The 22,107-nt window shown below is 66.4% G+C and carries 17 protein-coding genes, 1 tRNA gene and 1 pseudogene; 15 read left to right on the top strand and 4 right to left on the bottom strand.

Going from position 1 to position 22,107, the window contains the following annotated elements; translation table 11 throughout:
• Window positions 1-14: 14 nt before the first annotated feature.
• The 3 genes from D7X30_RS38925 to D7X30_RS38915 all read right to left on the bottom strand — a co-directional run bounded on the left by D7X30_RS38925 (window position 15) and on the right by D7X30_RS38915 (window position 3,300).
• Entirely contained in the window at window positions 15-1,154 is a 1,140-nt protein-coding gene (locus tag D7X30_RS38925; protein WP_120568086.1) for a class I SAM-dependent rRNA methyltransferase, read from the bottom strand.
• 127 nt (window positions 1,155-1,281) lie between these two features.
• Entirely contained in the window at window positions 1,282-1,656 is a 375-nt protein-coding gene (locus D7X30_RS38920) for a hypothetical protein (RefSeq protein WP_120568049.1), read from the bottom strand.
• A gap of 48 nt (window positions 1,657-1,704) precedes the next feature.
• On the bottom strand, window positions 1,705-3,300 hold the full coding sequence (locus D7X30_RS38915) for an NAD(P)/FAD-dependent oxidoreductase (protein WP_120568048.1): 1,596 nt from the start codon (window positions 3,298-3,300) through the stop codon (window positions 1,705-1,707).
• Between the two features lie 320 nt (window positions 3,301-3,620).
• On the opposite strand from D7X30_RS38915, the gene D7X30_RS38910 reads away from it, so the two are divergent.
• Both D7X30_RS38910 and D7X30_RS38905 read left to right on the top strand, forming a co-directional pair.
• Window positions 3,621-3,833: a hypothetical protein gene (locus tag D7X30_RS38910; protein WP_233592079.1), complete on the top strand. Its 213-nt coding sequence runs from the start codon at window positions 3,621-3,623 to the stop codon at window positions 3,831-3,833.
• A gap of 186 nt (window positions 3,834-4,019) precedes the next feature.
• On the top strand, window positions 4,020-4,427 hold the full coding sequence (locus D7X30_RS38905; protein WP_120568046.1) for a YciI family protein: 408 nt from the start codon (window positions 4,020-4,022) through the stop codon (window positions 4,425-4,427).
• Window positions 4,428-4,484: 57 nt separating this feature from the next.
• Here D7X30_RS38905 and D7X30_RS38900 read toward each other — a convergent pair whose 3' ends face one another.
• The gene (locus tag D7X30_RS38900) at window positions 4,485-5,129 is read right to left on the bottom strand and encodes a diacylglycerol kinase family protein (protein WP_120568045.1); all 645 of its coding nucleotides are present in this window, start codon (window positions 5,127-5,129) and stop codon (window positions 4,485-4,487) included.
• 80 nt (window positions 5,130-5,209) lie between these two features.
• On the opposite strand from D7X30_RS38900, the gene D7X30_RS38895 reads away from it, so the two are divergent.
• The 13 genes and pseudogenes from D7X30_RS38895 to D7X30_RS38825 form a co-directional block, all read left to right on the top strand.
• On the top strand, window positions 5,210-8,080 hold the full coding sequence (locus D7X30_RS38895; RefSeq protein ID WP_120568044.1) for an N-acetylmuramoyl-L-alanine amidase: 2,871 nt from the start codon (window positions 5,210-5,212) through the stop codon (window positions 8,078-8,080).
• A 97-nt stretch (window positions 8,081-8,177) separates the two neighbouring features.
• The gene (gap, locus tag D7X30_RS38890) at window positions 8,178-9,191 is read left to right on the top strand and encodes a type I glyceraldehyde-3-phosphate dehydrogenase (RefSeq protein WP_120568043.1); all 1,014 of its coding nucleotides are present in this window, start codon (window positions 8,178-8,180) and stop codon (window positions 9,189-9,191) included.
• A 56-nt stretch (window positions 9,192-9,247) separates the two neighbouring features.
• Window positions 9,248-10,441 (top strand): phosphoglycerate kinase, encoded by a 1,194-nt coding sequence (gene pgk, locus D7X30_RS38885; RefSeq protein ID WP_120568042.1) that lies wholly within the window; start codon window positions 9,248-9,250, stop codon window positions 10,439-10,441.
• A gap of 36 nt (window positions 10,442-10,477) precedes the next feature.
• Window positions 10,478-11,239, top strand: coding sequence for a triose-phosphate isomerase (tpiA, locus tag D7X30_RS38880; protein ID WP_120568041.1), 762 nt, complete (start codon window positions 10,478-10,480; stop codon window positions 11,237-11,239).
• Between the two features lie 84 nt (window positions 11,240-11,323).
• On the top strand, window positions 11,324-11,722 hold the full coding sequence (gene secG / locus D7X30_RS38875) for a preprotein translocase subunit SecG (RefSeq protein ID WP_120568040.1): 399 nt from the start codon (window positions 11,324-11,326) through the stop codon (window positions 11,720-11,722).
• Window positions 11,723-11,807: 85 nt separating this feature from the next.
• Window positions 11,808-11,889, top strand: a tRNA-Leu gene (locus D7X30_RS38870).
• 681 nt (window positions 11,890-12,570) lie between these two features.
• Window positions 12,571-17,544: a type ISP restriction/modification enzyme gene (locus D7X30_RS38860; RefSeq protein WP_120568038.1), complete on the top strand. Its 4,974-nt coding sequence runs from the start codon at window positions 12,571-12,573 to the stop codon at window positions 17,542-17,544.
• Between the two features lie 205 nt (window positions 17,545-17,749).
• Window positions 17,750-19,354, top strand: a complete 1,605-nt coding sequence (locus D7X30_RS43750; RefSeq protein WP_120568037.1) for a Tox-REase-5 domain-containing protein — start codon at window positions 17,750-17,752, stop codon at window positions 19,352-19,354.
• A gap of 12 nt (window positions 19,355-19,366) precedes the next feature.
• Window positions 19,367-20,080, top strand: a complete 714-nt coding sequence (locus D7X30_RS38845) for an immunity 52 family protein (protein ID WP_120568036.1) — start codon at window positions 19,367-19,369, stop codon at window positions 20,078-20,080.
• Window positions 20,081-20,323: 243 nt separating this feature from the next.
• Complete coding sequence (locus D7X30_RS38840) at window positions 20,324-20,866, top strand: DUF2378 family protein (protein ID WP_120568035.1); 543 nt, start codon at window positions 20,324-20,326, stop codon at window positions 20,864-20,866.
• Between the two features lie 178 nt (window positions 20,867-21,044).
• On the top strand, window positions 21,045-21,380 hold the full coding sequence (locus tag D7X30_RS38835; RefSeq protein ID WP_233592078.1) for an IS66 family insertion sequence element accessory protein TnpB: 336 nt from the start codon (window positions 21,045-21,047) through the stop codon (window positions 21,378-21,380).
• Between the two features lie 4 nt (window positions 21,381-21,384).
• Window positions 21,385-21,750, top strand: a complete 366-nt coding sequence (tnpB, locus tag D7X30_RS38830) for an IS66 family insertion sequence element accessory protein TnpB (protein WP_120568033.1) — start codon at window positions 21,385-21,387, stop codon at window positions 21,748-21,750.
• Between the two features lie 46 nt (window positions 21,751-21,796).
• Window positions 21,797-22,107, top strand: a pseudogene (locus tag D7X30_RS38825) (IS66 family transposase); the annotation flags it as partial.

The following is a 22,107-nucleotide window of genomic DNA, read 5'->3' as shown; positions in this document are numbered from 1 at the left end:
AAACAGCACGGGCTTCAGCTCACCTCGAGCGCCACCGCCTCCAGGTACTCGGCCCCTGGGGAGCCGACCGGCGCCGGGTGGTCCGGCGGCAGTCCCATCCGTACCAGCCGGAATGCGATGCGCGCCTCCTGCTCGCAGGCCGTGGCCACGCACTCCGTGAACGAGCCCAACGCCAGCGGTGGGTGATAACCGACCACGAGCAGCCGTCCGCCATGGCGGGTGCGCCGCAGGGCCAGCCGCACCTGTTCGATGAAGTCCTCCTCGGACGCCACCCCCAGCGTGTCGAGCAGCACCAGGTCGAAGGTCTCCTTGAGGGCCCGGAGCACGGCCAGCGGCTCGCCCTGTTCCACCGTCACCCGGCCGAGCAGCCCGTTGGCCTCCGCGTTCTCCCGCGCCAGGTCCGCCGCGTCCGCGTTGCCGTCGAAGGCCAATATCTGCTTCGCCCCGTGTCGCCCCGCGTGGACGAAGAGGCCGCCCACGTTGCACGCCACGTCCAACACCCGGTCCCCGTTGCCGGTGCGCACCAGGAAGCGGCGCAGCTCGCGGTGGTCATACGCGTAGCCCGTGCCCCGGCCGTAGGTGAGGTCCACGGTGAAGCGCGCGCCCATCTCCAGCAGGCGGCACCAGCGCGGCGGCGTGCCGTACATCACGTGCGGGCGCTGCGCGGGCAGGCCCAGCGCCTTGCGCCGGAGCGTGTCGTTGCGCAGCAGCACGGAGGCAGCCCCCGTCACCTCTCCCAGCGTGCGGGTGATCTCCTCCTGCCGCGCGTCCATGGAGCGGGTGAGCGTCTGGACGACGAAGTGCTGATCATACCGGTCCACGATGAGGCCCGGCAGGCCGTCCCCGTCGTCGTTGACGATGCGGCAGAAGCGCGGGTCGTCCACCAGCCGGCCGCGCCGCTCGAAGGCGTGGCGCACGTGGCGCGGGATGAGCCCCTCCACGGATTCGTCCGGCAGGCCCAGGCGGCGCACCGCGTACGAGGCCTGGAGGTCCACGTCTCCCAGCCCCAGGACATGCCCGTCCTCGTCCTTGAGCTGCATGGGCGTGCCGGGCTGCGGCTCGCCCTCCATGGAGACGATGTCCTCGCGGCGCAGCCAGGGGGCGCCATGGCGAAGCTTGCGGGCGGCTTCTCGGGACAGGTAGGTGCTGAGCAAGGTGCGGTCCTCCTCCAGCGCGATGGAAGGCACCCTGCGGGGTGCCTTCCATCAAACATGGGCCGTGTGGGGCCTGCTGGCGGCGAGGGCCGTGCCGCTGCCTTGGAGGGCAGGGGAGGGAGCGTCGTCAGAGGACGGGCGGAGGCCGCTTGTATGCCTTGAAGGACACCCGGGTGAGCATTCCGCTGACCACCAGGGCCAGCGCGATGCCCATCATCCGGACATTCCAGTTCGTACCGGTGAAGAGCAGCACGAGCGCGAGCACGCCCGCCGCCACCGCGCCCACCACCGTGAGCGTCTGGGCGCGCTTGGCCGTGTCCTGGCCGTGGGGCTTCTTCGCCCGGGCCAGGACGGGCAGCGAGGACGCCTTGCGCCACTTCTCCGCGCCGTCCTCGCGCACCTCGTCGTCTGGGTCCACCAGTCCCTGCACATAGGCGCGCTCGATGTCGCCCAGCGAGGGGAACATCAGCTCACCATCCGGAGTGCGCACGCGGTACGCCATGGGTCTTCCTCCCTCCCGGCCTACCCTGCCCGGAAGGGGGCGGGGACCTCAAGCCAGCTCGGTGGCAATCTGCTCAGCGGCGCGCAGTCCATCAATGGCGGAGGACACGATACCGCCCGCGTAGCCGCAGCCCTCGCCGACCGGGTACAGGCCGCGCATGGACACGGACTGGAGGTCGTCACCCCGGGTGATGCGCACCGGCGAGGACGTCCGGCTCTCGATGCCGATGAGCTTCCCTTCGTCGCTGATGAAGCCCCGCATCTTCCGGTCGAACGTGCGCAGCGCCGCCTTGAGCGACTGCGTCAGCCGCTCCGGGAAGAGCTTGTTCAGGTCCGTGTGCGCCAGGCCCGGGCGGTAGCTGGTGTCGCCGGGGTCCTTCTTCACGCGGCCGGCCAGGTAGTCCGGAATCGTCTGCGCGGGCGCGAAGAAGCGGCCTCCGCCCAGCTTGTAGGCCTCACCCTCCCAGTGCCGCTGGAACTCCAGGCCCGCGAGCGGCCCGTGGAAGCCCTCGCGCGCGAAGTCCGCGACGGACACGGACACGACGATGCCCGCGTTGGCGTACTTCGCGTTGCGCCGCGAGTTGCTCATGCCGTTGGTGCACTGCAGCCCCTCTTCCGTGGGCGTGGGCACCACGATGCCGCCGGGGCACATGCAGAACGAGTAGACGCCGCGCACCTCGCCGTCCACGTCCAGGTTCTCCGCCAGCTTGTAGTCCGCGGGCGGCAGCTTGGAGTGCTTCGCCGCGGAGCCGTACTGGATGCCGTTGATCAGCGACTGCGGGTGCTCCGCGCGGAAGCCCAGCGCGAAGGGCTTGGCCTCCACGCTCACCCGGCCGTCGGCGGCGAAGCGCTCGTACAGCTCGCGAGCGGAGTTGCCCGGCGCCAGGATGACGCGGTCGCTCTCCAGCGTGCGCCCGTCCGCCATCTTCACGCCCGCGATGCGGCCGTCGCGGTAGAGCAGGTCGTCCACGCGCTGCTCGAAGTGCACCTGGCAGCCGCCCGCGATGAGCTCGTCGCGCAGCTTCGCCACCGCGCCGGGCAGCAGGTCGGAGCCGATGTGCGGCTTGCCCTCGATGAGGATGTGATCCGGCGCGCCGTACTTCGCGAAGGCTTCAATCACCTTGCGCACCATGGGGTGGTTGATGCGCGTGGACAGCTTGCCGTCCGTGTACGCGCCCGCGCCGCCCTCGCCGAAGTTCATGTTGCTCTCGCGGTCGAGCGACCCGTCGCGCATGAGCTTCGCCACGTCCTTGCGGCGCGTCACCACTTCCTTGCCGCGCTCCAGCAGGATGCTGCGCACGCCGCGCTCCAAGAGGCCCAGCGCGCAGAACAACCCCGCGGGTCCGGTGCCGATGATGAGCGGCAGCTTCTCCGGCTCCTTCACGCGCGGCGGCAGCTCTGGCAGGGGCGGGGCCTCGCTCACGTCGGGGGGCAGCCGCGGCGCCTTGCGGCCCGGGGCCAGCTCCACCTCCAGCGTGTAGATGTAACGCGGGCTGCCCTTCTTGCGCGCATCCAGCACCGAGCGCACCACTCGCACGGAGGCGAGGTCGCTCCGGGTGACCCCCAGCTTCTCCGCGGCGCGCTGGCCGAGCAGCTCCTCCGGCTCGTCCAGCCACAGCCCGATGTTGTTCACCCGGTACGCCATTGTGTTCTGACTCCTCGGTGGGGGCGCGTATGTGCTCCACCCCCCGGAGGGAATGCAAGCACTTGAAAAGACAAGATGGCCCGTGGGGTGGGTGCGTACCCGCCGATGCACCCGGGAACGCCGTTCCAGGCTGAGCGGACGTCCGGGTGCGTAACCCCCTTCGCACACTCCACGTTCCGTGCCGTCCACTTCCGGGCTTCAACCCCTGAGGACTGCTGGAGAATCCGTTCGGAAGAGAACGGCTGGCACGGAGGTTGAAGACCGGACTCGCACGTAGTTGCGGCGCCGAACATGTGACGCCGATTCCGGAGGCAATTCCCGTGAGCACCGACCAGAAGGGCACCCGCATCCTCGCGCGCACGTTCTTCAACCAGCTGCGCGCAAGCGGTTACACGCCGCACCAGGTCATCGGCATCGCCACGGAGCTCCTGGAGCTCGTGACAACCGACCTGAAGGAAGGCGACAAGGCGGTCGCCGCCGCCCAGTCGACGCCAGCCCCCGACTCCGGGGCAGGCTTTCATCAGCGCGCGTAGCCCCTTAGACTCCCCTGCATCAACCCTCCGCGGGTGAGCGGGCTCCGGACTGGTTCCGGGCGCCCCACCCGCGAGGTGGCGGGAGCAGACCCGAGCAGGATTCGTAGAACGCAGTCGATCTCCGACATTCCCGTTCGTCGCCACGGTGAGTCGCCATAGAGGCCGGCTCAAACCAGGAGGCAGACGATGCGGGTGATGGTGTTCATGATCGCCAATGAGGACAGCGAAAAGGCCGTGCCCCCCACGCCCGAGGCGTTCGAGGCGATGGAGCGGTACACCGAGGAGCTGGTCAAGGCCGGTGTCATGGTCGCCGGCGCCGGCCTCAAGCCCACCTCCGAAGCCAGGCGCATCACCTGCGAGGGTCCCGGCCGCACGGTCATTGACGGGCCGTTCACCGAGGCCCGCGAGCTGATCGCCGGCTTCTCCATCTGGAAGGTCAAGGACATGGACGAGGCCGTGGCCTGGGCGAAGCGCTGCCCCAATCCCATGTCGGGCCGGAACACCATCGAGATCCGGCCGTTCTTCGAGGCGGAGGACATGGCCGAGGCCCTGTCGACCGATGCCCAGACGCGCGAGAAGCTCGGCGTCGCCTGAGACCGTCGGCCGCCGGTCTTTCAGGGCCGCGCGACGCGCCGTGTCGTCCTCAGGGCTTCAGGGCTGGGGATGGCGCCTGCGCTCGCGGGCCGCCGCGGCGGCGATGACGAGCAGCGCGGCGGTGAGCGCGGTGAAGACGAGGCTCGCGGACGTGGGCGCCGTCAGCGCGAGCAGCCCCAGGGCCAGCAGGAACGCGAGCACGTCCACGGCGGCGGGCCTGGGTTGGGGCAGCACGAGCACCGTGGCGCAGCCGGCGAGCGGCAGACCTAGCGCGACCTGCCGGAAGATGGCGTCGGTGCTGGTGCGCACCGTCTCCCAGTAGTTGATCAGGATGGCGGCGAAAATCACGACCGTGCCGCCCGCGAGCACGAGCACGCCCGCGGCCGCCGCGTCCTTGGTGAGCCGGGCCTTCTCATCGAACTGCTGCACGGCCAGGTCCACCAGTTGCTCCAGCGCGCTGTTCAAAATCTCCGCGAAGAAGATGAGCAGCACACAGAAGATGAGCGTGACCTTCTCCGCGAGCCCCAGCGGGATGCCGCTGCCGACCAGCCCCACCAGCACGCCGGAGATGAGGTGGATGCGCATGTTGCGCTGCCAGGCCACCGTGTGGATGAGCCCTGCCCACGCATGTCCGAACGAGGCGAACAGGCCGTTGCTGCGGCGGGAGGGAAACTGGGGACGAGGGGATACAGGAACGGTCATCGGAAGGTGAAGGGGTGGGCAGGCTAGCACCCACGGGTCCGATTGAAGCGGGGGAGTGAAGGGGTAAGGTCGGTCGCGTGATGCGAACGTTCCTTTCGTCCTGGTCGCGCTCGCTGGCGCTGACCCTGCTGTGCACCTCCGTCCTCGCTCATGCGCAGGGCAGTCCCGAAGCTTTTGAAGGCGACGACCTGGGGGTGGAGCCGCCGGGTGTTCAATACCTGCCAGCTCCGGCGCCCCGGGCGCACGAACAGCGCCGCCTGTCGCCGGACGCGCCCGCCGTGGTGCGGCGTGAGACGCGAGCCGCGAAGTCCAACGTGAAGGCCGCGGGCGTGCCGCAGACGCGCCGGGGCGAGGGCGCGCTGTCCGGCAAGGTCATCTACCTGAGCCCGGGCCACGGCTTCTATCGCGACAACGGCCTGAAGCGCTGGGCGACGCAGCGGCCCAACACCTGGGGCGTGGTGGAGGACTTCATCTCCGTGGAGGTGGTGTCGCAGGAGCTGCAGCCCATGCTGATGGCGGCGGGCGCCACGGTGGTGTCCGTGCGTGAGACGGACCTGAACCCGCTGATCGCCACCGTGGACAACGGCGGCACGGGCTACGTGGAGGGCGGGGACACCGCGCGCTTCCACGCCTCCACGCAGAAGGGCTGGGCGCCTCCGCCCGTGCCCATGGGCAACGGGGTGGAGCCCTTCACGCTGGGCACCACGCGCACGCTGGACACGGCGGCCACCTCCACCGCGAAGGTGACGTGGACGCCGGATGTGCCGGCGGACGCGGCCTACAACGTCTACGTCTCCTACGGCTCCGACCCCACGCGCGCGACGGACGCGCACTACGTGGTGAAGCACGCGGGAGGGGAGAGCCACTTTCGCGTGAACCAGCAGCGCCACGGCGGGACGTGGGTGCTGCTGGGGCGCTTCTACTTCAAGGCGGGCTCCGGCGCGGTGGTGCTGGAGAACGACTCGGCGCAGGGCACGGGCGCGACGCTGTCCGTGGACGCGGTGCGACTGGGCGGTGGGCGTGGCCTGATGGGCGACGCGGCGCAGGGGCCGCTCTTGCGTCCGCGCTTCGAGGAGAGCGGGCGCTACCACGTGCAGTACAGCGGGGCGCCCTTCAGCGTGTACGCGCCGTCGGGGGCCAACGCGCTGTCCAACGAGCGCAACGCGGACGTGACGTCCCGGCCGCGCTTCGCCGCGTGGCTGCATGAGGAGGGCGAGGACGCCGTCTACGTCGCGTGGCACACCAACGCGGGCACGTCCGGCACGATTCGGGGGACGGAGGCCTACGTCTACGGACCGAACCCGGTGGACGGCACGCTCAACTTCACCGGCGTGACGGGCGGCGATGTGCTGGGGCGCGCACTCTTGTCCCAGATTGAAACGGACCTGAAGCGCGAGGTGGATCCGAACTGGCGGGTGCGCAGCCTGCGCTCGGCGAACCTGGGCGAGGTGAACCCCACGCACAACCCGGAGATGCCCAGCGTGCTCCTGGAGATGGCGTACCACGACAACACGACGGATGCGGCGAACCTCAAGGAGGCCCGAGTCCGCCACGTGGCCGCGCGCGCCATTGTGCAGGGGCTGATCAAGTACTTCGCGACCCGCGACAGTCAGGCGGTGCACCTGCCGCCGGAGACGCCCGGAGCGGTGGTGGCGCGCAATGCGACGCCCGGCGCGGTGGAGGTGAAGTGGTCGGCGCCCCCGCAGGTCGTGTCAGAGGAGGGCCGTGACGCGCCCACGGGCTACCGGCTCTACCAGAGCGCGGATGGCTTCGGCTGGGACGAGGGCACGGAGGTCCAGAACACGTCGGCCACCGTCACGCTGTCGGCCGGCACGCTGCGCTACTTCCGAGTGGCCGCGGTGAACGCGGGCGGAGAGTCCTTCCCGTCCGCCACGGTGGGCGTGCGGGTGGGAGGCACGGCGCCGGTGCTGATGGTCAACGCGTACGAGCGCCTGGACAGGACGGTGGCGTGCGGCGAGGAGCTGGAGACGCCGTACGACCTGGAGGCGCCGCTGCGCGTCTACCTGGAGGCGATGAACGACGGCAGCTACCTGCGCCAGCACGGCGCGGCGTTCGTGCAGTCGGCGGTGGCCTTTGACAGCGCGACGGGCAACGCGGTGGCGGCGGGGCTGGTGTCGCCCACGGGCTACCGGCTGGTGGACTGGTCCACCGGGCGCGGAGGCGTGGGGGGCGCGGGCCTGACGCGGGCGGAGCAGGACGCCCTGCGCGCGTTCGTCACCGGGGGGGGGCACCTGATGCTGTCGGGCGGACGCACGGTGTCCACGCTCGCGGCCGGCAGCGCGGACGACAAGCTGTTCCTCACGGACATCCTCCGGGCGTCCATCGCGGCGGGGGCTCCGGCGGCCCGGGTGCAGGGCTCGGAGGGCGGGCTCCTCGCGGACCTGGCGGCCACGCTGCTGGCGGATGGGACGCTCGGGGCCTACCCGGTGGGGGTGACGGACGTGCTGGCGCCCACGGGTGGTGGCTCGGACGTGCTGCGCTACACCGGCACGTCGCTGGGCGCGGGCGTGCTCTCCGCGGGCACGGCGCCCGCGGGCCAGGTGCTGGTGCTGGGCTTCCCGTTCGAGGGCCTTGCGTCCAATCGTGAGCGTTCACGGCTGGCGGGCGCGTTCCTGGTGCGTTCGGGAATCATCACCCAGGCGCCGGCCCTGCCCGACGCGGACGTGACGCCCGCGGTCAGCCCCCGGCCGCTGTCGTCTTGCGTAGCGGTGCGGGAGGTGGATCCGCATCCGCCGGTGGACCCGGGCCCGGTGGACCCGCCGCCGGAACCCACGGTCATTCCGGCGCTCCCCAATGACTATTCCCCCAAGGGGGACAGCGGCTGTGGCTGCGGGGCCGGTGCGGGAACGGCCTCCGGGCTCTGGCTGTTGGTCGGGGTGATTGTTCAGCTCCGGCGTGCACGCGCGAAAGCGGCCCACGCGAAGCGTTGACTCGGCGGGGGCGCCTGCCTACGGTCGCCCGCCTTCTTTACGAGATTCATGACGGTGGGCCGCGAAGGCCCACTCCTTCAAGGAGACGGAAAACACCATGGCCATCAAGCTCGCCATCAACGGCTTCGGTCGTATCGGTCGCTGCATCCTGCGCGCCGCGCTCAGCCGCAAGGAAGACCTCGAGATCGTCGCCATCAACGACCTCGACAAGCCGTCGGCGCTGGCCCACCTGTTCAAGTACGACTCCGTGCACCGCACGTGGCCGGGCGAGGTGTCCCACACGGACAAGGGCATCGTGGTGAACGGCAAGGAGATCGCCGTCACCGCGGAGAAGGACCCCTCCGCGCTGCCGTGGAAGAGCATGAACGTGGACGTGGTGCTGGAGTGCACCGGCCGCTTCACCGCGCGCGACGCCGCCGCCAAGCACCTGGCCGCGGGCGCCAAGAAGGTCGTCATCTCCGCGCCGGCCAAGGGCCCGGACCTGACCATCGCGTACGGCATCAACCAGAACGAGTACGACCCGGCCAAGCACCACATCGTGTCCAACGCCTCGTGCACCACCAACTGCCTGGCGCCCATCGCCAAGGTGCTGGTGGACAACTTCGGCATCGAGAAGGGCCTGATGACGACGGTGCACAGCTACACCAACGACCAGCGCATCCTGGACCTCACCCACGAGGACATGCGCCGCGCCCGCGCCGCCGCGCTCTCCATGATCCCCACCAGCACCGGCGCCGCGAAGGCCATTGGTGAGGTCATCCCGTCGCTCAAGGGCAAGATGCACGGCATCTCCGTCCGCGTCCCCACCCCGAACGTGTCCCTGGTGGACCTGACGGTGAACACCACCAAGAAGGTCACGGCCGAAGAGGTCATCGCCGCGATGAAGGCCGCCGCCAACGGCGCGCTCAAGGGCGTGCTGGAGTTCAGCGACGCGCAGACGGTGTCGGTGGACTACAACGGCAACCCGCACTCGGCCATCTTCGACGCGACCAACTGCTTCGTGATGGGCGACAACATGGTCAAGGTCATGGCCTGGTACGACAACGAGTGGGGCTTCTCCAACCGCATGGTCGACACGGCGAAGTTCCTCGTGTCCAAGGGCGTGGCGTAAAGCCTCCCCGCACCGGCACCCCACGCTGACCGAGACAGGCACAAGGGACACCCAAGATGATCCGCTACATCGATGACCTGCAGTTGACCGGCAAGCGCGTCTTCATCCGTGTGGACTTCAACGTCCCGCTGGAGGGGCGCCGCGTCACCGACGACACCCGCATCCGTGAAGCGCTCCCCACCATCCGGCGAGCGCTGGAGATGGGCGGCAAGGTCATCCTGGCGTCCCACCTCGGTCGGCCCAAGGGGGCGGACCCCAAGCTGTCCACGGTGCTCGTCGCGGAGAAGCTGGCGGAGCTGCTGGGCGGCAAGCACGAGGTCATCCACGCGGACGACTGCGTGGGTGACAACGTGAAGAAGCAGGTGAATGACCTGAAGGCAGGGCAGGTGCTCCTGCTGGAGAACCTGCGCTTCCACAAGGAGGAGGAGGCGAACGACGAGGCCTTCTCGCGCGAGCTGGCGGCGCTGGCGGACGTCTACGTCAACGACGCGTTCGGCACGGCGCACCGCGCGCACGCGTCCACGGCCGGCATGGTGCCCTTCGTGAAGGAGAAGGCCGCCGGCCTCCTGATGCGCAAGGAGATCGAGTACCTGGGCGACAAGGTGCTGCGCAATCCGCAGAAGCCCTTCGTGGCCATCCTGGGCGGCTCCAAGGTGAGCGACAAGATCAAGGTCATCGAGAGCCTGCTGCCCAAGGTGGACGCGCTGCTCGTGGGTGGCGCCATGGCGTACACCTTCCTGAAGGCGCAGGGCATCGAAGTGGGCAAGAGCCGGGTGGAGGAGGGCGACAAGCTGGCGCTGGCGGCGAAGCTGCTGGACACGGCCAAGCGCCTGAAGACGCCGCTGGTGCTGCCCATCGACCACATCGTGTGCGCGGACATCGACGGCAAGGGCCCGGTGAAGGAGACGCCGGATCAGGTGGTGCCGGCGGACATGATCGGCCTGGACATCGGTCCCAAGACGCGCGCGATGTACACGCAGCGCATCCGCGACGCGAAGACGGTGATCTGGAACGGGCCCATGGGCCGCTTCGAGGTCGACAAGTTCGCGGAGGGCACGCGCTCGGTGGCCGCGGCGATGTCCATCAACAAGGACGCCGTCACGGTGATTGGCGGCGGCGACAGCGCGGCGGCGGTGGAGCAGATGGGCTACGCGGACAAGATGAGCCACGTGTCCACGGGTGGTGGCGCGTCGCTGGAGTTCCTGGAGGGCCAGCCGCTGCCTGGCATCAAGGCGCTGGAGACGAAGTAGGGCACCCACGCGGTACGCACCGGGGGAGACACCTCGATGGCTCGTCGGAAGATCGTCGCTGGCAACTGGAAGATGAACAAGACGGTGCCGGAAGCGCTCGCGCTGGTGCGGGAGCTTCGCGGCGCGGTGGCGGCAATGGGCGACAAGGTGGAGGTGGCCATCGCGCCCCCGTTCGTCGCGTTGCAGCCCCTGCACGTCGCGCTGGAGGGGGCACCCCTGCAGCTGGCGGCGCAGAACTGTCACTGGGAGTCCTCGGGCGCCTTCACGGGCGAAATCAGCGCGCCGATGCTGGCGGAGCTGGGGTGTGCCTACGTCATCGTGGGGCACTCGGAGCGCCGGCAGTTCTTTGGCGAGACGGACGCCACGGTGAACAAGCGGGCGAAGGCGGTGAAGGCCGCCGGGATGACGCCCATCGTCTGTGTGGGTGAGACGCTGGCCGAGCGCGAGTCGAACCAGACGCTGACGGTGGTGGAGCGCCAGGTGCGGGGCGCGCTGGAGGGCTTCTCCGGGGCGGACGTGGCGACGTTCGTGATGGCGTACGAGCCGGTCTGGGCGATTGGGACGGGCCGGACGGCGACGACGGCGCAGGCGCAGGAGGTCCACGCGGCCATCCGGGGCCTGCTGACCCGGATGTACGACGAGGGGACGGCCGAGCGGGTCCGGATCCAGTACGGCGGCAGCGTGAAGCCGGACAACGCGGCGGAATTGCTGGGTCAGCCGGACGTGGACGGGGCGCTCGTGGGGGGAGCGAGCCTCAAGGCGGCGGACTTCGTGGCCATCGTGAAGGCGGCTGGCTGAAGCCGGTTTGCCCGTTAGAAGTTGTCACCCGTTGACCACTTTGTGTAGGTTGCGCCCTCTTTTCACGGAGCGTTGGGAACACCCATGCTGACCTTCTTCACGATCGTGCACGTCCTGCTCTGCGTGTTCATGATCTTCGTCATCTTGCTGCAGCCGGGGAAGGACGCCGGCATGGGGTCCGCCCTCGGTGGCGGCGCCGCGACGAGCGCCTTCGGTGGGCGCGGCGCGGTGACCTTCTTGAGCAAGCTGACGGGCGTCTGCGCCGGCTTGTTCTTCCTGACCTCGCTGGGCCTGTCGTTCGTGGGTCTGCGCGGTTCGGTGGCCGCGGGTTCGGTGGCGACGCCGCCGGCGAAGACGGCCCCGGCGACCCCGGGAGCCACGACGCCGCCTCCTGCGGCGCCGGGAGCGGTGGAGCAGGAGCGTTCCGCGACGCCGCCGGCGGAGGGCCAGCAGGCTCCCGCGCCGACGACGCCCGCGCCGTAGTCGTCAGGAAGCATCGGATTCACGCGACCGTTGAATTGGTTGTTGCGTGAATCCACGGGGTCCGGTACATGGACCCCGCCGAAACGCCCAGGTGGTGGAACTGGTAGACACACCATCTTGAGGGGGTGGCGCCGAAAGGTGTGCGGGTTCGAATCCCGCCCTGGGCACTCCGAACAAGAGCCTCCGAGTCGAAAGACTCGGGGGCTTTTGTCGTTTCTGGGGCTGTGTGGCCTCCGGGGCTTGCCCGTGGGGCGCGCCTCCTGCCGGCAGCCTCGACGGAGGCTGGAGTCCGACCTGGGCTTCGCCACCCGTGCGTGACCCAGGCGAGCTTGTCCCAGTCCGCTCCTTCCGCCAGTGCCAGTCTGATGGGGGTCGGCGGGTGTTGCGGTCCCTCCGGCCTCGTAGGCCGAGGATCAGGCCAAGGTGTCCCAAACTTCCTCTGCGGAGCGATGCGCATTCTGGTGAGGAAACGGAGTGCGTAGAGGCCGTGCCGGTCCTCCGGAAGGCTCATGCCTGTGCCGCAAGTCCCGCCAAGCTTGGCTCAGCGAGAGGACGTCGTGGTGCTTCAGCAACGAGTGCTCGTTGTTCCGGGGAGTCCAGTCCAGCAACGACAGCCAGAAACACTCCAGGGGCACAGGTGCGCACTCAGAGCGGCTGCTCCTTGGTTGTTCGGATATGCGCTTGGCTCAGCCACTGCCCTCGGCACTGCGGACGAAAGACGGGTTGGACTCTGCGCCCAGGATGGCTTCCCCCTGCGGTCAACCTGGACAACCGTGGCCACTTGCGCCGAACCTCCGATTGCGGCGGCCAAGCGGCCGTGCTGACCAGCTTTAAATAGGACCCCGTTCGTGAGCGCTCTCCAGAAGATCCTCGGCCAGTTCCGTGCCACCGCCGTCACGCCCCGTGAGCGTGGCACCTACTTCGAAGAGCTGACAGTCGCGTACCTCAAGAACGAACCCGCGTACCGAGAGCTGTACCGCAGTGTCGAGACCTACGCTGACTGGGCCGAGCGCCACAAACGCGACAAGCGCGACGTGGGGATCGACCTGGTGGCAGAGACCGTCACGGACGAGGTCCATGCCATCCAGTGCAAGCTGTATGCGTCCGACTACCGCATCCAGAAGGGCGACATCGACAGCTTCTTCACTGCAGCGGGCAAGAAGCCGTTTACGCACCGGATCATCATCAGCACAACGGACCTGTGGAGCGAGCACGCCGAGGAAGCACTCCGCAACCAGCACATTCCGGTAACGAAAATCGATCTAGCCACTCTCGAGAACAGCTCTATCGATTGGACGCAGTTCGCCCCACGAAAGCAGCTGGTCCTCAGAGCAAAGAAGCAACTCCTTCCGCACCAAAAGGCAGCCCTGAAAGCAGTGTCCGACGGGCTCAAAGAACACGACCGCGGCAAGCTCATCATGGCGTGCGGTACGGGCAAGACATTCACAAGTCTGAAGATTGCCGAGGACTCTGCCGGCGAAGGCAAACGCGTACTGTTCCTCGTTCCGAGCCTTGCACTCCTGTCGCAGACCCTCACCGAGTGGACGCAGGAGAGCCAAACGCGCCTCCAGAGCTTCGCGGTCTGCTCCGATTCGGACGTGGGAAAGAAGCGCAGCAAGGACGACGACGTCGTCCAGACGCTTGTTCACGAACTCCAGTATCCGGCGACCACGAGTGCCTCGCGGCTCTCGACGGAAATGAAGAAGCGCCATGACGCCAAACATATGAGCGTCGTGTTCTCGACCTACCACTCTATTGATGTGCTTCACGAGGCTCAGAAGGAGCACGGGCTTCCCAAGTTCGACCTCATCATTTGCGACGAGGCGCACCGGACGACTGGCGCCAAGTTCGAGGACGAGGAGGAGAGCCACTTCATCAAGGTTCACGACGACAAATATATCTGCGGGAACAAGCGCCTATATATGACGGCGACCCCGCGGATTTATGGCGACACAGCCAAGGCTACTGCCGAGCGGGATAACGTTGCCCTCTGCTCGATGGACGACGAGAGGCTGTACGGACCGGAGCTTCACGTTCTCACGTTTTCTGAGGCGGTGAAACGAGGCCTGCTCGTTGATTACAAGGTCATAGTACTTGCCATCGAAGAGTCGCACGTCAGTCGCAGAATACAGAATCTATTGAAGGACTCGAACAACGAGCTGCGAGTCGACGACGCCGCGAAAATCGTAGGCTGCTGGAAGGCGCTCTCGAAGCATGGGCTCGAAGAGAGCCTCACAGACGACGATGCCCCGATGAAGCGGGCGGTCGCCTTCTGCCAGGTCATCGAGCGCCAGAGGGGCGCCAAGGTCCACAAGGTCGGCTCAAAAAACATCGCCGAGATGTTCCAAGCAGTTGTCGAGGCCTACCAGGAGAGCGGAACGGCACCCCGCGATGATGCTGCGTCGACGCATCTACGGTGCGAGGCCGCGCATGTGGACGGAAGCATGAACGCCTCCGAGAAGGAGGCGAAGATCAGCTGGCTCAAAGCGGAGGCGCCCGAGGACACGTGCCGCATCTTGAGCAACGTGCGCTGCTTGTCCGAGGGCGTCGACGTGCCAGCCCTCGACGCCGTTCTCTTCCTCACGCCCCGCAACTCACAGGTGGACGTCGTGCAGTCGGTCGGTCGCGTGATGCGGAAACCTGCCGACAGCAGCAAGAAGCGCGGGTACATCGTTCTCCCCGTCGTCATCCCAGCGGGGGTTGAGCCACATGACGCCCTGAACGACAGCCAGACGTACAAGGTCGTGTGGCAGGTCCTTCAAGCCCTGCGGTCTCACGACGACCGCTTCGACGCGATGATCAACAAGCTTGATCTCGAAGCGAAGGACCCCTCGAAGATGGAGGTCATCGCGATTACCGACAAGATCGCGAAGCGATCGAGAGCGAAGAACGCCGACGATAAAAAGAAGGCTGCGAAGAGGGCCGCGAAGGCCGGACACAGCATTGGCGTCGCAGAGACCCCGATCAAGTACCCAGTACAGGACGAACTTGAGTTCGAGATTGGTGAAATCGAGCGCGCCATCTACGCCAAGCTCGTCCAGAAGGTAGGGAACCGCCACCACTGGGAGGATTGGGCAAACGACATCGCGAAGATTGCCCGCACGCACATCGACCGCATCACAGGCATTCTTGAGAACGAAAAAAACACACGGGAGCGAGAGGCGTTCGAATGCTTCTCCGAGGAGCTGCGTGACGACCTAAACGACAGTATTACGAGGGACGAGATCGTCGAAATGCTTGCCCAGCATCTCGTGACAAAACCGGTTTTTGACGCGCTGTTTACGGGGCATAGCTTCGCTACTGAGAACTCGATGTCCCGCGCCATGCAGAGCGTGCTTGAAGCGCTGCATGAGCACCACCTGGGAAAGGAGGTGAGGACGCTTGAGGCGTTCTACGAGTCGGTGAAGATGCGCGCCGAAGGGATCAAGAGTGCTGAGGGGAAGCAGAAGATCATCGTCGAGCTTTACGACAAGTTCTTCCGTAATGCGTTTCCCAAGATGTCGGAGCGGCTCGGCATCGTCTACACGCCCGTCGAGATTGTCGACTTCATCCTGAAAAGCATCGATCACCTGCTTCGCGATGAGTTTGGGCAGACGCTCGGAAGCGAGGGCGTGCATATCTTCGACCCATTTACGGGCACTGGAACGTTCATCACGCGGCTTCTCCAGAGCGGCCTCATCTCGGGCGCAGAGTTGCCGCGCAAGTACGCGGAGGAGATACACGCAAACGAAATCGTTTTGCTCGCCTACTACATTGCAGCGATTAATATCGAGGCTGCGTATCATGGCATTATCGGCAGCGACTACCGGCCGTTCGAGGGTATCTGCCTCACGGATACGTTCCAGCTATACGAGAAGGACGATCTCGTTTCGCAGGTACTGGTCGACAATAGCGCACGCCGAAGGCGTCAGAAGAAACTCGACATTCGCGTGATTATCGGAAACCCCCCGTGGTCAGTAGGACAGCGAAGCGAGAATGACAATAATCAGAACGTAGCGTATCCATTGCTTGATTCGCGTATTGCTGAAACATACGCAGCGCGGTCCAGCGCGGTGCTCAAAACCGCCCTGTATGACAGCTATATTCGTGCGATCAGATGGGCGAGCGACCGCATTGGCGACAGCGGCATAATAGGCTTTGTCACCAACGCTGGCTTCGTCGAAGCCAGCACTGCGAACGGTCTTCGGCAGTGCCTCGCGGAGGAGTTCAGCAGTCTTTACGTCTTCCATCTTCGAGGTAACCAGCGGACCGCAGGTGAACTCTCGAAAAGAGAAGGCGGCAAAGTCTTTGGCAGTGGCAGTCGCGCCCCCGTCGCGATCTCGCTGCTCGTGAAGAACCCGAGTTCGAAAGAGCGAGGCAACATCCATTTCCGCGACATCGGCGACTACCTGACGCGCGAGGAAAAGCTCGCTGCTATCGCGACCTTTGGTAGCGTCGCAGGCATTGCCGAAGCGGACGGATGGACCCGCATAACCCCCGACGCCCATGGCGACTGGCTCAAACAGCGAGATGAAGACTTCAATCGCTTCATAGTAGCGGGAGATAAGAGCGGATCCGAACCGGCACTCTTTGCGAACTACTCGAATGGTGTCAAGACCCAACGCGACGCTTGGGCTTATGGCACATCGAAGCATTCCGTGACCGAGCAAATGGAGCGGCTGATCAGCTTCTATAATGCCGAGGTGACGCGATTCGAAAAAGAGCATCAAGGGCTCGATAAGAAGGCTCGCGAGGCGCGCATTGATGCCTTTGTTAATGCTGACCCCACTAAAATCAGTTGGACCGTCAATCTGAAGGCTGATCTCGCGAGAGGTGCTCGATTGGCATTCGATGCTACGCGAATCGTGCCGAGTCTTTATCGCCCGTTTGCGAAACAATGGCTCTACTTTGACCGGAAGCTTAACGAGAGAGTGCTGCAAATGCCCCGGATTTTTCCCACTGCGGGATTGAAAAACCGGGTCATCGGCGTATCGGGAAGTGAGACTCGCTCCTGCTACTCGGTCCTCATGACCGATGTCGTTCCGAGCCTCCATGCCGTGGATATGGTCGGATCGCAGTTCTTTCCGCTCTTCCTCTACGATGATGAAGACATCGAATCGGAGGCTGGCGCCAGAGTTTCTCGTTTTGCATCGCCTCGGAAGGCGCTGCCTGAGGCAGCTCGGAGGGACGGGATTACCGACGTGGGTCTGGCCCACTTCATGGCTGCTTATCCCGAGGAGGGCATCACGAAGGAAGACATCTTCTACTACGTCTACGGCATTCTCCACTCGGCCGACTACCGCGAGAGATACGCTGACAACCTTGGCAAGGAACTCCCCCGTATTCCCCGCGTGAAGAAGGCCGGTGATTTCTGGGCGTTCAGTCGCGCCGGCCGCACACTCGGCGAGCTCCACGTTGGGTTCGAGCAGGTCGGGGAGTACCCAGTTCGTATCGATAGCTCCGCCAAGCCTACCGGTACGGGCTACCGCGTCGAGAAGATGAAGTTTGGCAAGGGCAAGGACAAGAGCGTCATCCACTACAACGACTTGATTGCTGTTCGCGACATCCCATTGGAGGCTTACGAGTACGTCGTGAACGGCAAGTCGGCGATTGAATGGGTGATGGAGCGCCAGAGCGTTGCCACTGACAAGGCGAGCGGCATCGTGAAGGACGCGAACGCCTGGGCGAACGAGACTGTCAGAGATCCGCGTTACCCGCTATCTCTGCTGCTGCGTGTCATCACTGTGAGCCTTGAGACGATGAAGATCGTCAAGTCACTTCCTGCGTTGGAGATTCTTGACGAAGGTGCGTCTTCAGTTGGAACGAGTGCCTCGGTTGCCTGAAACAACCTGGCGCTTCCGGCGGCCTTCGGGGTTCGGGGGGAGGGGACGGCCTCAGGCCCGCTACCTGGGCGGTGCGGAGGCGCGTTGGCGCTTCCCTCGGCGAGAGGCTCTACGCGACGGGGGGCGGAGGGCACACTGCTGTTCCCGGAGAAGACCGGTACGCTGCGGGCGGGGGCCTTCGCCTCCCTGGTCATGGGGGTAGACAATGCGCGCTGACGTCCTGCTGCTTGCCCTCACCGTATTGGCGACAGGTTGCGTCTCGGTGTCGCCCACCCCTCGTCCAGGCTCGAGCCTGAGCTACGCGGAGCGCCCAGCCGCCGCACCGGCATTGGCGCATGCGCCGCGTGAGGACGAGTCTCCCATTCGGGCCTCGTCGCGGACCTCCTTCGCGATTTCCGGGGAGCGAGAGCGGCTGGCGCGCCACCGGAATGTCCGCGAGGAAGCGACGGGCGAGGGCTCGCGAGGAAGGGCAGGGGCCGTGGGCGGCAGCCTTGTTCGCCGGGGCACGAAGGAAGACGCCTGGGAGCAACTCCTCATGGACGCAGGCCTGGAGGCCCAGGACACGCGGCCCCTGGCTGCGGGAGGACTGACACCCACGCAGGCCGCGCGGCTGCTGGGGCAACTGGTGCAGAAACCTGTGACGCTGGGCAACTTCCCTCCCCGCATGGCGGTGGGCTTCCTGCTGCGGGAGGTGCTGGAGGGCGGCGAAGTTTCGCGGGGCGAGTTGCTGCTCCGGGTGGCGCGCTTTTCCCGGGAGCAGGTGGCCGTCCTCCGGCCGGATGGCTACCTCGCGTGGGCCCTCAATGGAAACACGCAGCAGAAGGTGGCGCCCGTCGAATGGAAGGACGGCGCGTTTCGCGCGCATGGCTTCGAACTGGGGCGCTTCTACAGCGGCAAGGGCGGTGTCTTCCGGCAAGTCGATGCCCAACTCCAGGCTTCGGACTGGCGGCCCTTGGCCGAGGTGTACAGCGATGCGGATGTCATCGGTCGCTCGCTGGATGGGGCACAGGATGCCTTCGTGGATCTGTACCACGCACTGGGGCAGACCCTCTCCCGTCCCATGGACAGCATCGCGGCGCTGAGCAACCTGCCGGCCGGTGTGGCGGCCCTCATCGCGTCGTCGCCCGCGTACTGGGAGCGCTTCCGGTACATGACGCAGGGCGAGCAGATCCGCGAGGTGGCGCGGCTGGCGACGAGCTTCATCGCGACCTGGGGCGCGGCCTCGGCCACGGCGCGGACGTTGACGGGAATGGCTGCCGGCGTGGAAGCCACGGTGCCGGTGCTCTCGCTGTCAGTGGAGGGTGCGCTGGTCGTCGAGCGCGTCACGGTGCCGGTGGGGCGCGCGGCGTCGGTGTTGAGTGGAGGGCCTGGGGCGGCCATCGTCCTTCAGCGGACCGGCGCGGCTTCGGGTCAGCCCTCGTCCCCAGGGGAGCAAGGCCCGGGGAGGTGGGAGAATGCCAGCGAAAGCATGAGCGAGGCATCGCGCAAGTACCAGGCCCAGGTCACCGAGGCGCCGGCAGGGAAGGTCTACAAGGTCCAAGAGGTAAAATTCGACGGCTTCAAGATGGGGGTACTCCTTGAAACAAAGGGGCCGGGCTATTCCAGGTTCCTCATGGATGGGAGTTTCAGAACCTGGTTCCGAGGTGCTGACGGAATGCTTGAGCAAGCAAAGAGACAATTCAAGGCGGCCAAGGGCACCCCGATTCAATGGCATTTCGCGGAGCGCGAAGTTGCTGACGCCGTGAGAGACCTGTTCAGGAACGAAGGGCTTGGCACAATCAAGGTCGTATTCACCCCGCCGTCTCCGTAGGCAACAGACCAGATGAACGAGAAATACTACCTGGGTGCGTACTGGCCGGGTCGGGTTGAGCCAGTCGAGTCATGCGCTCGACGTGCCGAGGTCTTCTTCCGCCTCCTGGCGCCTGTCGAACCTACGTTCAATCGATGGTTCGAGAAAGCCAAGTCTCGTGCTGATGCACTCAGGTACCCATTTGTGCCGAATGAGGAGTCGCTTCTCAACCTCTTCAGCACGAAGTACCGGCTTGAGCAGGTCGGGGTGTCTTTCTCTGCATGGAACGGAGAGCCCGATGGTGCAAGCACTGGCGTCAGGCTCGCATGTGGCTCCACCTCGGATCTCTTGGGGGATCTTTGCGTGATGGAACTTCCGACAAGAGGTGAAGCCAGAGAGCGTGTCCTGACCGCTCCCGTCCTTTCACAGGCGCTTCGCGCAGCGGCTTTGGCTTGGGACCCCCAATGGGGTATCGCCACGTCTACGGCTCATCGAGACAGGGTGTCGGAGTTCGCGGTGCCGGGCACGTTCGTGGGCTGGGTCACGTACTTGTCTCGCCGTTTGGGGACAGTGCCCCCGCTGCCCTCTCCTGTGCATGTCGAATTGATCGAGGACAAAGGGACGCTCATCGTCATATGTCCTGAGCGCTTCACGGTAGGCAATCCGGAGCACATCGCTCTCGCCGAGCAGGTGCACGACCAGCTGAACCGGGCGGGACTGTTGAAGCCGATCCCGCCCCAAGGGTAGGCCCCCCCTGTGCCAGGGAAGTTGTCGCCTCGGATGGGCCCGCCGAGGTCTCCCGGACCCGGTCGAGTCAAACAAATCACGCAATACATGCATTGTGAAATAGCATGGCAAGCCGTGAAACATCGGTGGGACGTCTCAGACCCAGGTCGTAGTCCCAGGGGGCTTCGGATTTGTCGGGGGCATGGGGTACGCTTCTTTGCGACACGGCGGAATGGGACCGCCGGGTTTGGGCCGGGGTGTTTCGTGGAAGAAGAGATCGTCTATCGCCACACGGTGGAGGGGGTGTTCCGCTCCATTGGTGACCGGCTCACTCTGGAGCTCCGGACGAAGCTGAAGGACGTGGGCCTGGACCTGGATGCTCAGTCTCCGCACCACACCCCTCGGAAGACCTTCGCGGAGGCCCTTCGCGTCACCGTCGAGCACCTGTACCCGCAGCTCGATGTGGGTGAGGGCTTCCGGCGCCTGGGTATCGGCATCATCCAGGGGATGGAGCAGACCGTGCTTGGCAAGTCGCTCGTGTCCATGTGGCCCATCTTCGGGCCGGAGCGCGTCGTGGTGCGCATCCAGGAGAGCTTCTCCACCGTCAACAACTACATGCGGTCGGAGCTGCTCACCCAGGGCCCCGGGCACCACATCATCCGCGTCAACGAGTGCAACGGGAACCCGGGCTACCTGCGCGGCCTCATCGAAGCGGGGTTGGCCAAGGCCGGCGCGAAGAGCCTTCGCGTGGAGCCCTTCGACTTCGACGGCCACGCCTGCTCCTACCGCATCCGGTGGGGCGGCTGAGGCTTGAACCCAGGGCGTTCCCTGGAACCGACTTTCGGACGGATTCCTGGCCGAGCAGGTTGCCGGTCGTCACACGATTGAGGGGCATCCCTCCCGTTCCCAACACCACCTCGTTCACTCCGTAGAAACGTAACCGTCCGGCCAACGACGTGCCGTGAGGGATTGCCGGGGTAGCGGCGTGCGGCGGACGCTTCCGGGCATGGCGAAGCAGGTGGAGAAGCCGGAGTGGGCGCGCGTCGCGGAAGCCTTCGAGGCCAGCGGGCAGACGCAGCGGGAGTTCGCGTTGGCGCGGGGCGTGCGGCTGAGCACGTTGCAGTCGTGGGTATATCGGGCACGTCGGGCCGCGCCGTCACGGGCGGAAGCAGTGAGACTCTTGCCGGTGCAGGTGACGACGGCGCCCGCGGCGACGGAGTCCCTGCTGGAAGTGGTCGCCGCGAGCGGAGCGCGGGTGCGATTCGCGGTAGGCACTGACGTGACGTACGTGGCGCGTCTCGTCGCGGCGCTGGGGCGCTGAAGCGGTGTTCGCGCTGCCTGCGTCGGTGCGCGTGGTGCTGGCGGTGGAGCCGGTGGACATGCGCAAGTCGATTGATGGCCTCATGACGCTGGTGCGCGGCGCGTGGGAAGAGGACGTCTACTCGGGGCACCTCTTCGCCTTCGTCTCCAGGCGGGGCGACCGCATCAAGGTGCTGACGTGGAGCCGGGGCGGCTTCGTGCTGCTGTACAAGCGACTAGAGGCGGGACGCTTCCGGCTGCCGCCGGTGGACGCGGGCGCGCAGGCGGTGACGCTGGACGCCACGCAGTTGGCCATGCTGCTGGACGGCATCGACGTGGCCCAGGTGAGGCGCCAGCCCGCCTGGACGCCTCCCGGGCGCACGGGCACCTGACGCGCCCGGCCCGGGACGCGGCGTGGCGCAGGCGTGTTGAGGCGAAGTGCCGCGCGAGCTCCCCCAGGACCACTTCTGCCCCTGGCGCGAGGAGGCGGAGGAACTCAAGGAGCGCCTGACGTCGCTGGAGGCGAAGATGGCGACGCTGGAGCGCCACGTCTTCGGCCGCAGGGCGGAGAAGCTGCCGGCGGTGGCGACGGAGCTGCGCGGGGCCGCGGACTCGACGGCGGCCCGGGCCGAGGCCGCGAAGAAGAAGCGGCAAGAGAGAGCCGCCCGCAAGGCCGAGGAGGCCCTGGCGCGGGAGATTCGCCACGCGGTGCCTGCCGAGGAGCGCCACTGCCCGGCGTGCGGCAGCGA

Origin of the sequence: Corallococcus sp. AB011P (genome assembly GCF_003611605.1) — a bacterium.
GTDB classification, from domain to species: domain Bacteria; phylum Myxococcota; class Myxococcia; order Myxococcales; family Myxococcaceae; genus Corallococcus; species Corallococcus coralloides.
The sequence above is the reverse complement of the archived record's forward strand: the minus strand, read 5'-3'. Positions and strand labels throughout refer to the sequence as shown.

What these genes read in the sequence shown, in the direction of transcription:
- D7X30_RS38920 (WP_120568049.1), bottom strand. Translation starts at nt 1,656, where the DNA reads ATGGCGTACCGCGTGCGCACTCCGGATGGTGAGCTGATGTTCCCCTCG.
- D7X30_RS38915 (WP_120568048.1), bottom strand. Translation starts at nt 3,300, where the DNA reads ATGGCGTACCGGGTGAACAACATCGGGCTGTGGCTGGACGAGCCGGAG.
- D7X30_RS38905 (WP_120568046.1), top strand. Translation starts at nt 4,020, where the DNA reads ATGCGGGTGATGGTGTTCATGATCGCCAATGAGGACAGCGAAAAGGCC.
- D7X30_RS38900 (WP_120568045.1), bottom strand. Translation starts at nt 5,129, where the DNA reads ATGACCGTTCCTGTATCCCCTCGTCCCCAGTTTCCCTCCCGCCGCAGC.
- D7X30_RS38895 (WP_120568044.1), top strand. Translation starts at nt 5,210, where the DNA reads ATGCGAACGTTCCTTTCGTCCTGGTCGCGCTCGCTGGCGCTGACCCTG.
- gap (WP_120568043.1), top strand. Translation starts at nt 8,178, where the DNA reads ATGGCCATCAAGCTCGCCATCAACGGCTTCGGTCGTATCGGTCGCTGC.
- pgk (WP_120568042.1), top strand. Translation starts at nt 9,248, where the DNA reads ATGATCCGCTACATCGATGACCTGCAGTTGACCGGCAAGCGCGTCTTC.
- tpiA (WP_120568041.1), top strand. Translation starts at nt 10,478, where the DNA reads ATGGCTCGTCGGAAGATCGTCGCTGGCAACTGGAAGATGAACAAGACG.
- secG (WP_120568040.1), top strand. Translation starts at nt 11,324, where the DNA reads ATGCTGACCTTCTTCACGATCGTGCACGTCCTGCTCTGCGTGTTCATG.
- D7X30_RS43750 (WP_120568037.1), top strand. Translation starts at nt 17,750, where the DNA reads ATGCGCGCTGACGTCCTGCTGCTTGCCCTCACCGTATTGGCGACAGGT.
- D7X30_RS38845 (WP_120568036.1), top strand. Translation starts at nt 19,367, where the DNA reads ATGAACGAGAAATACTACCTGGGTGCGTACTGGCCGGGTCGGGTTGAG.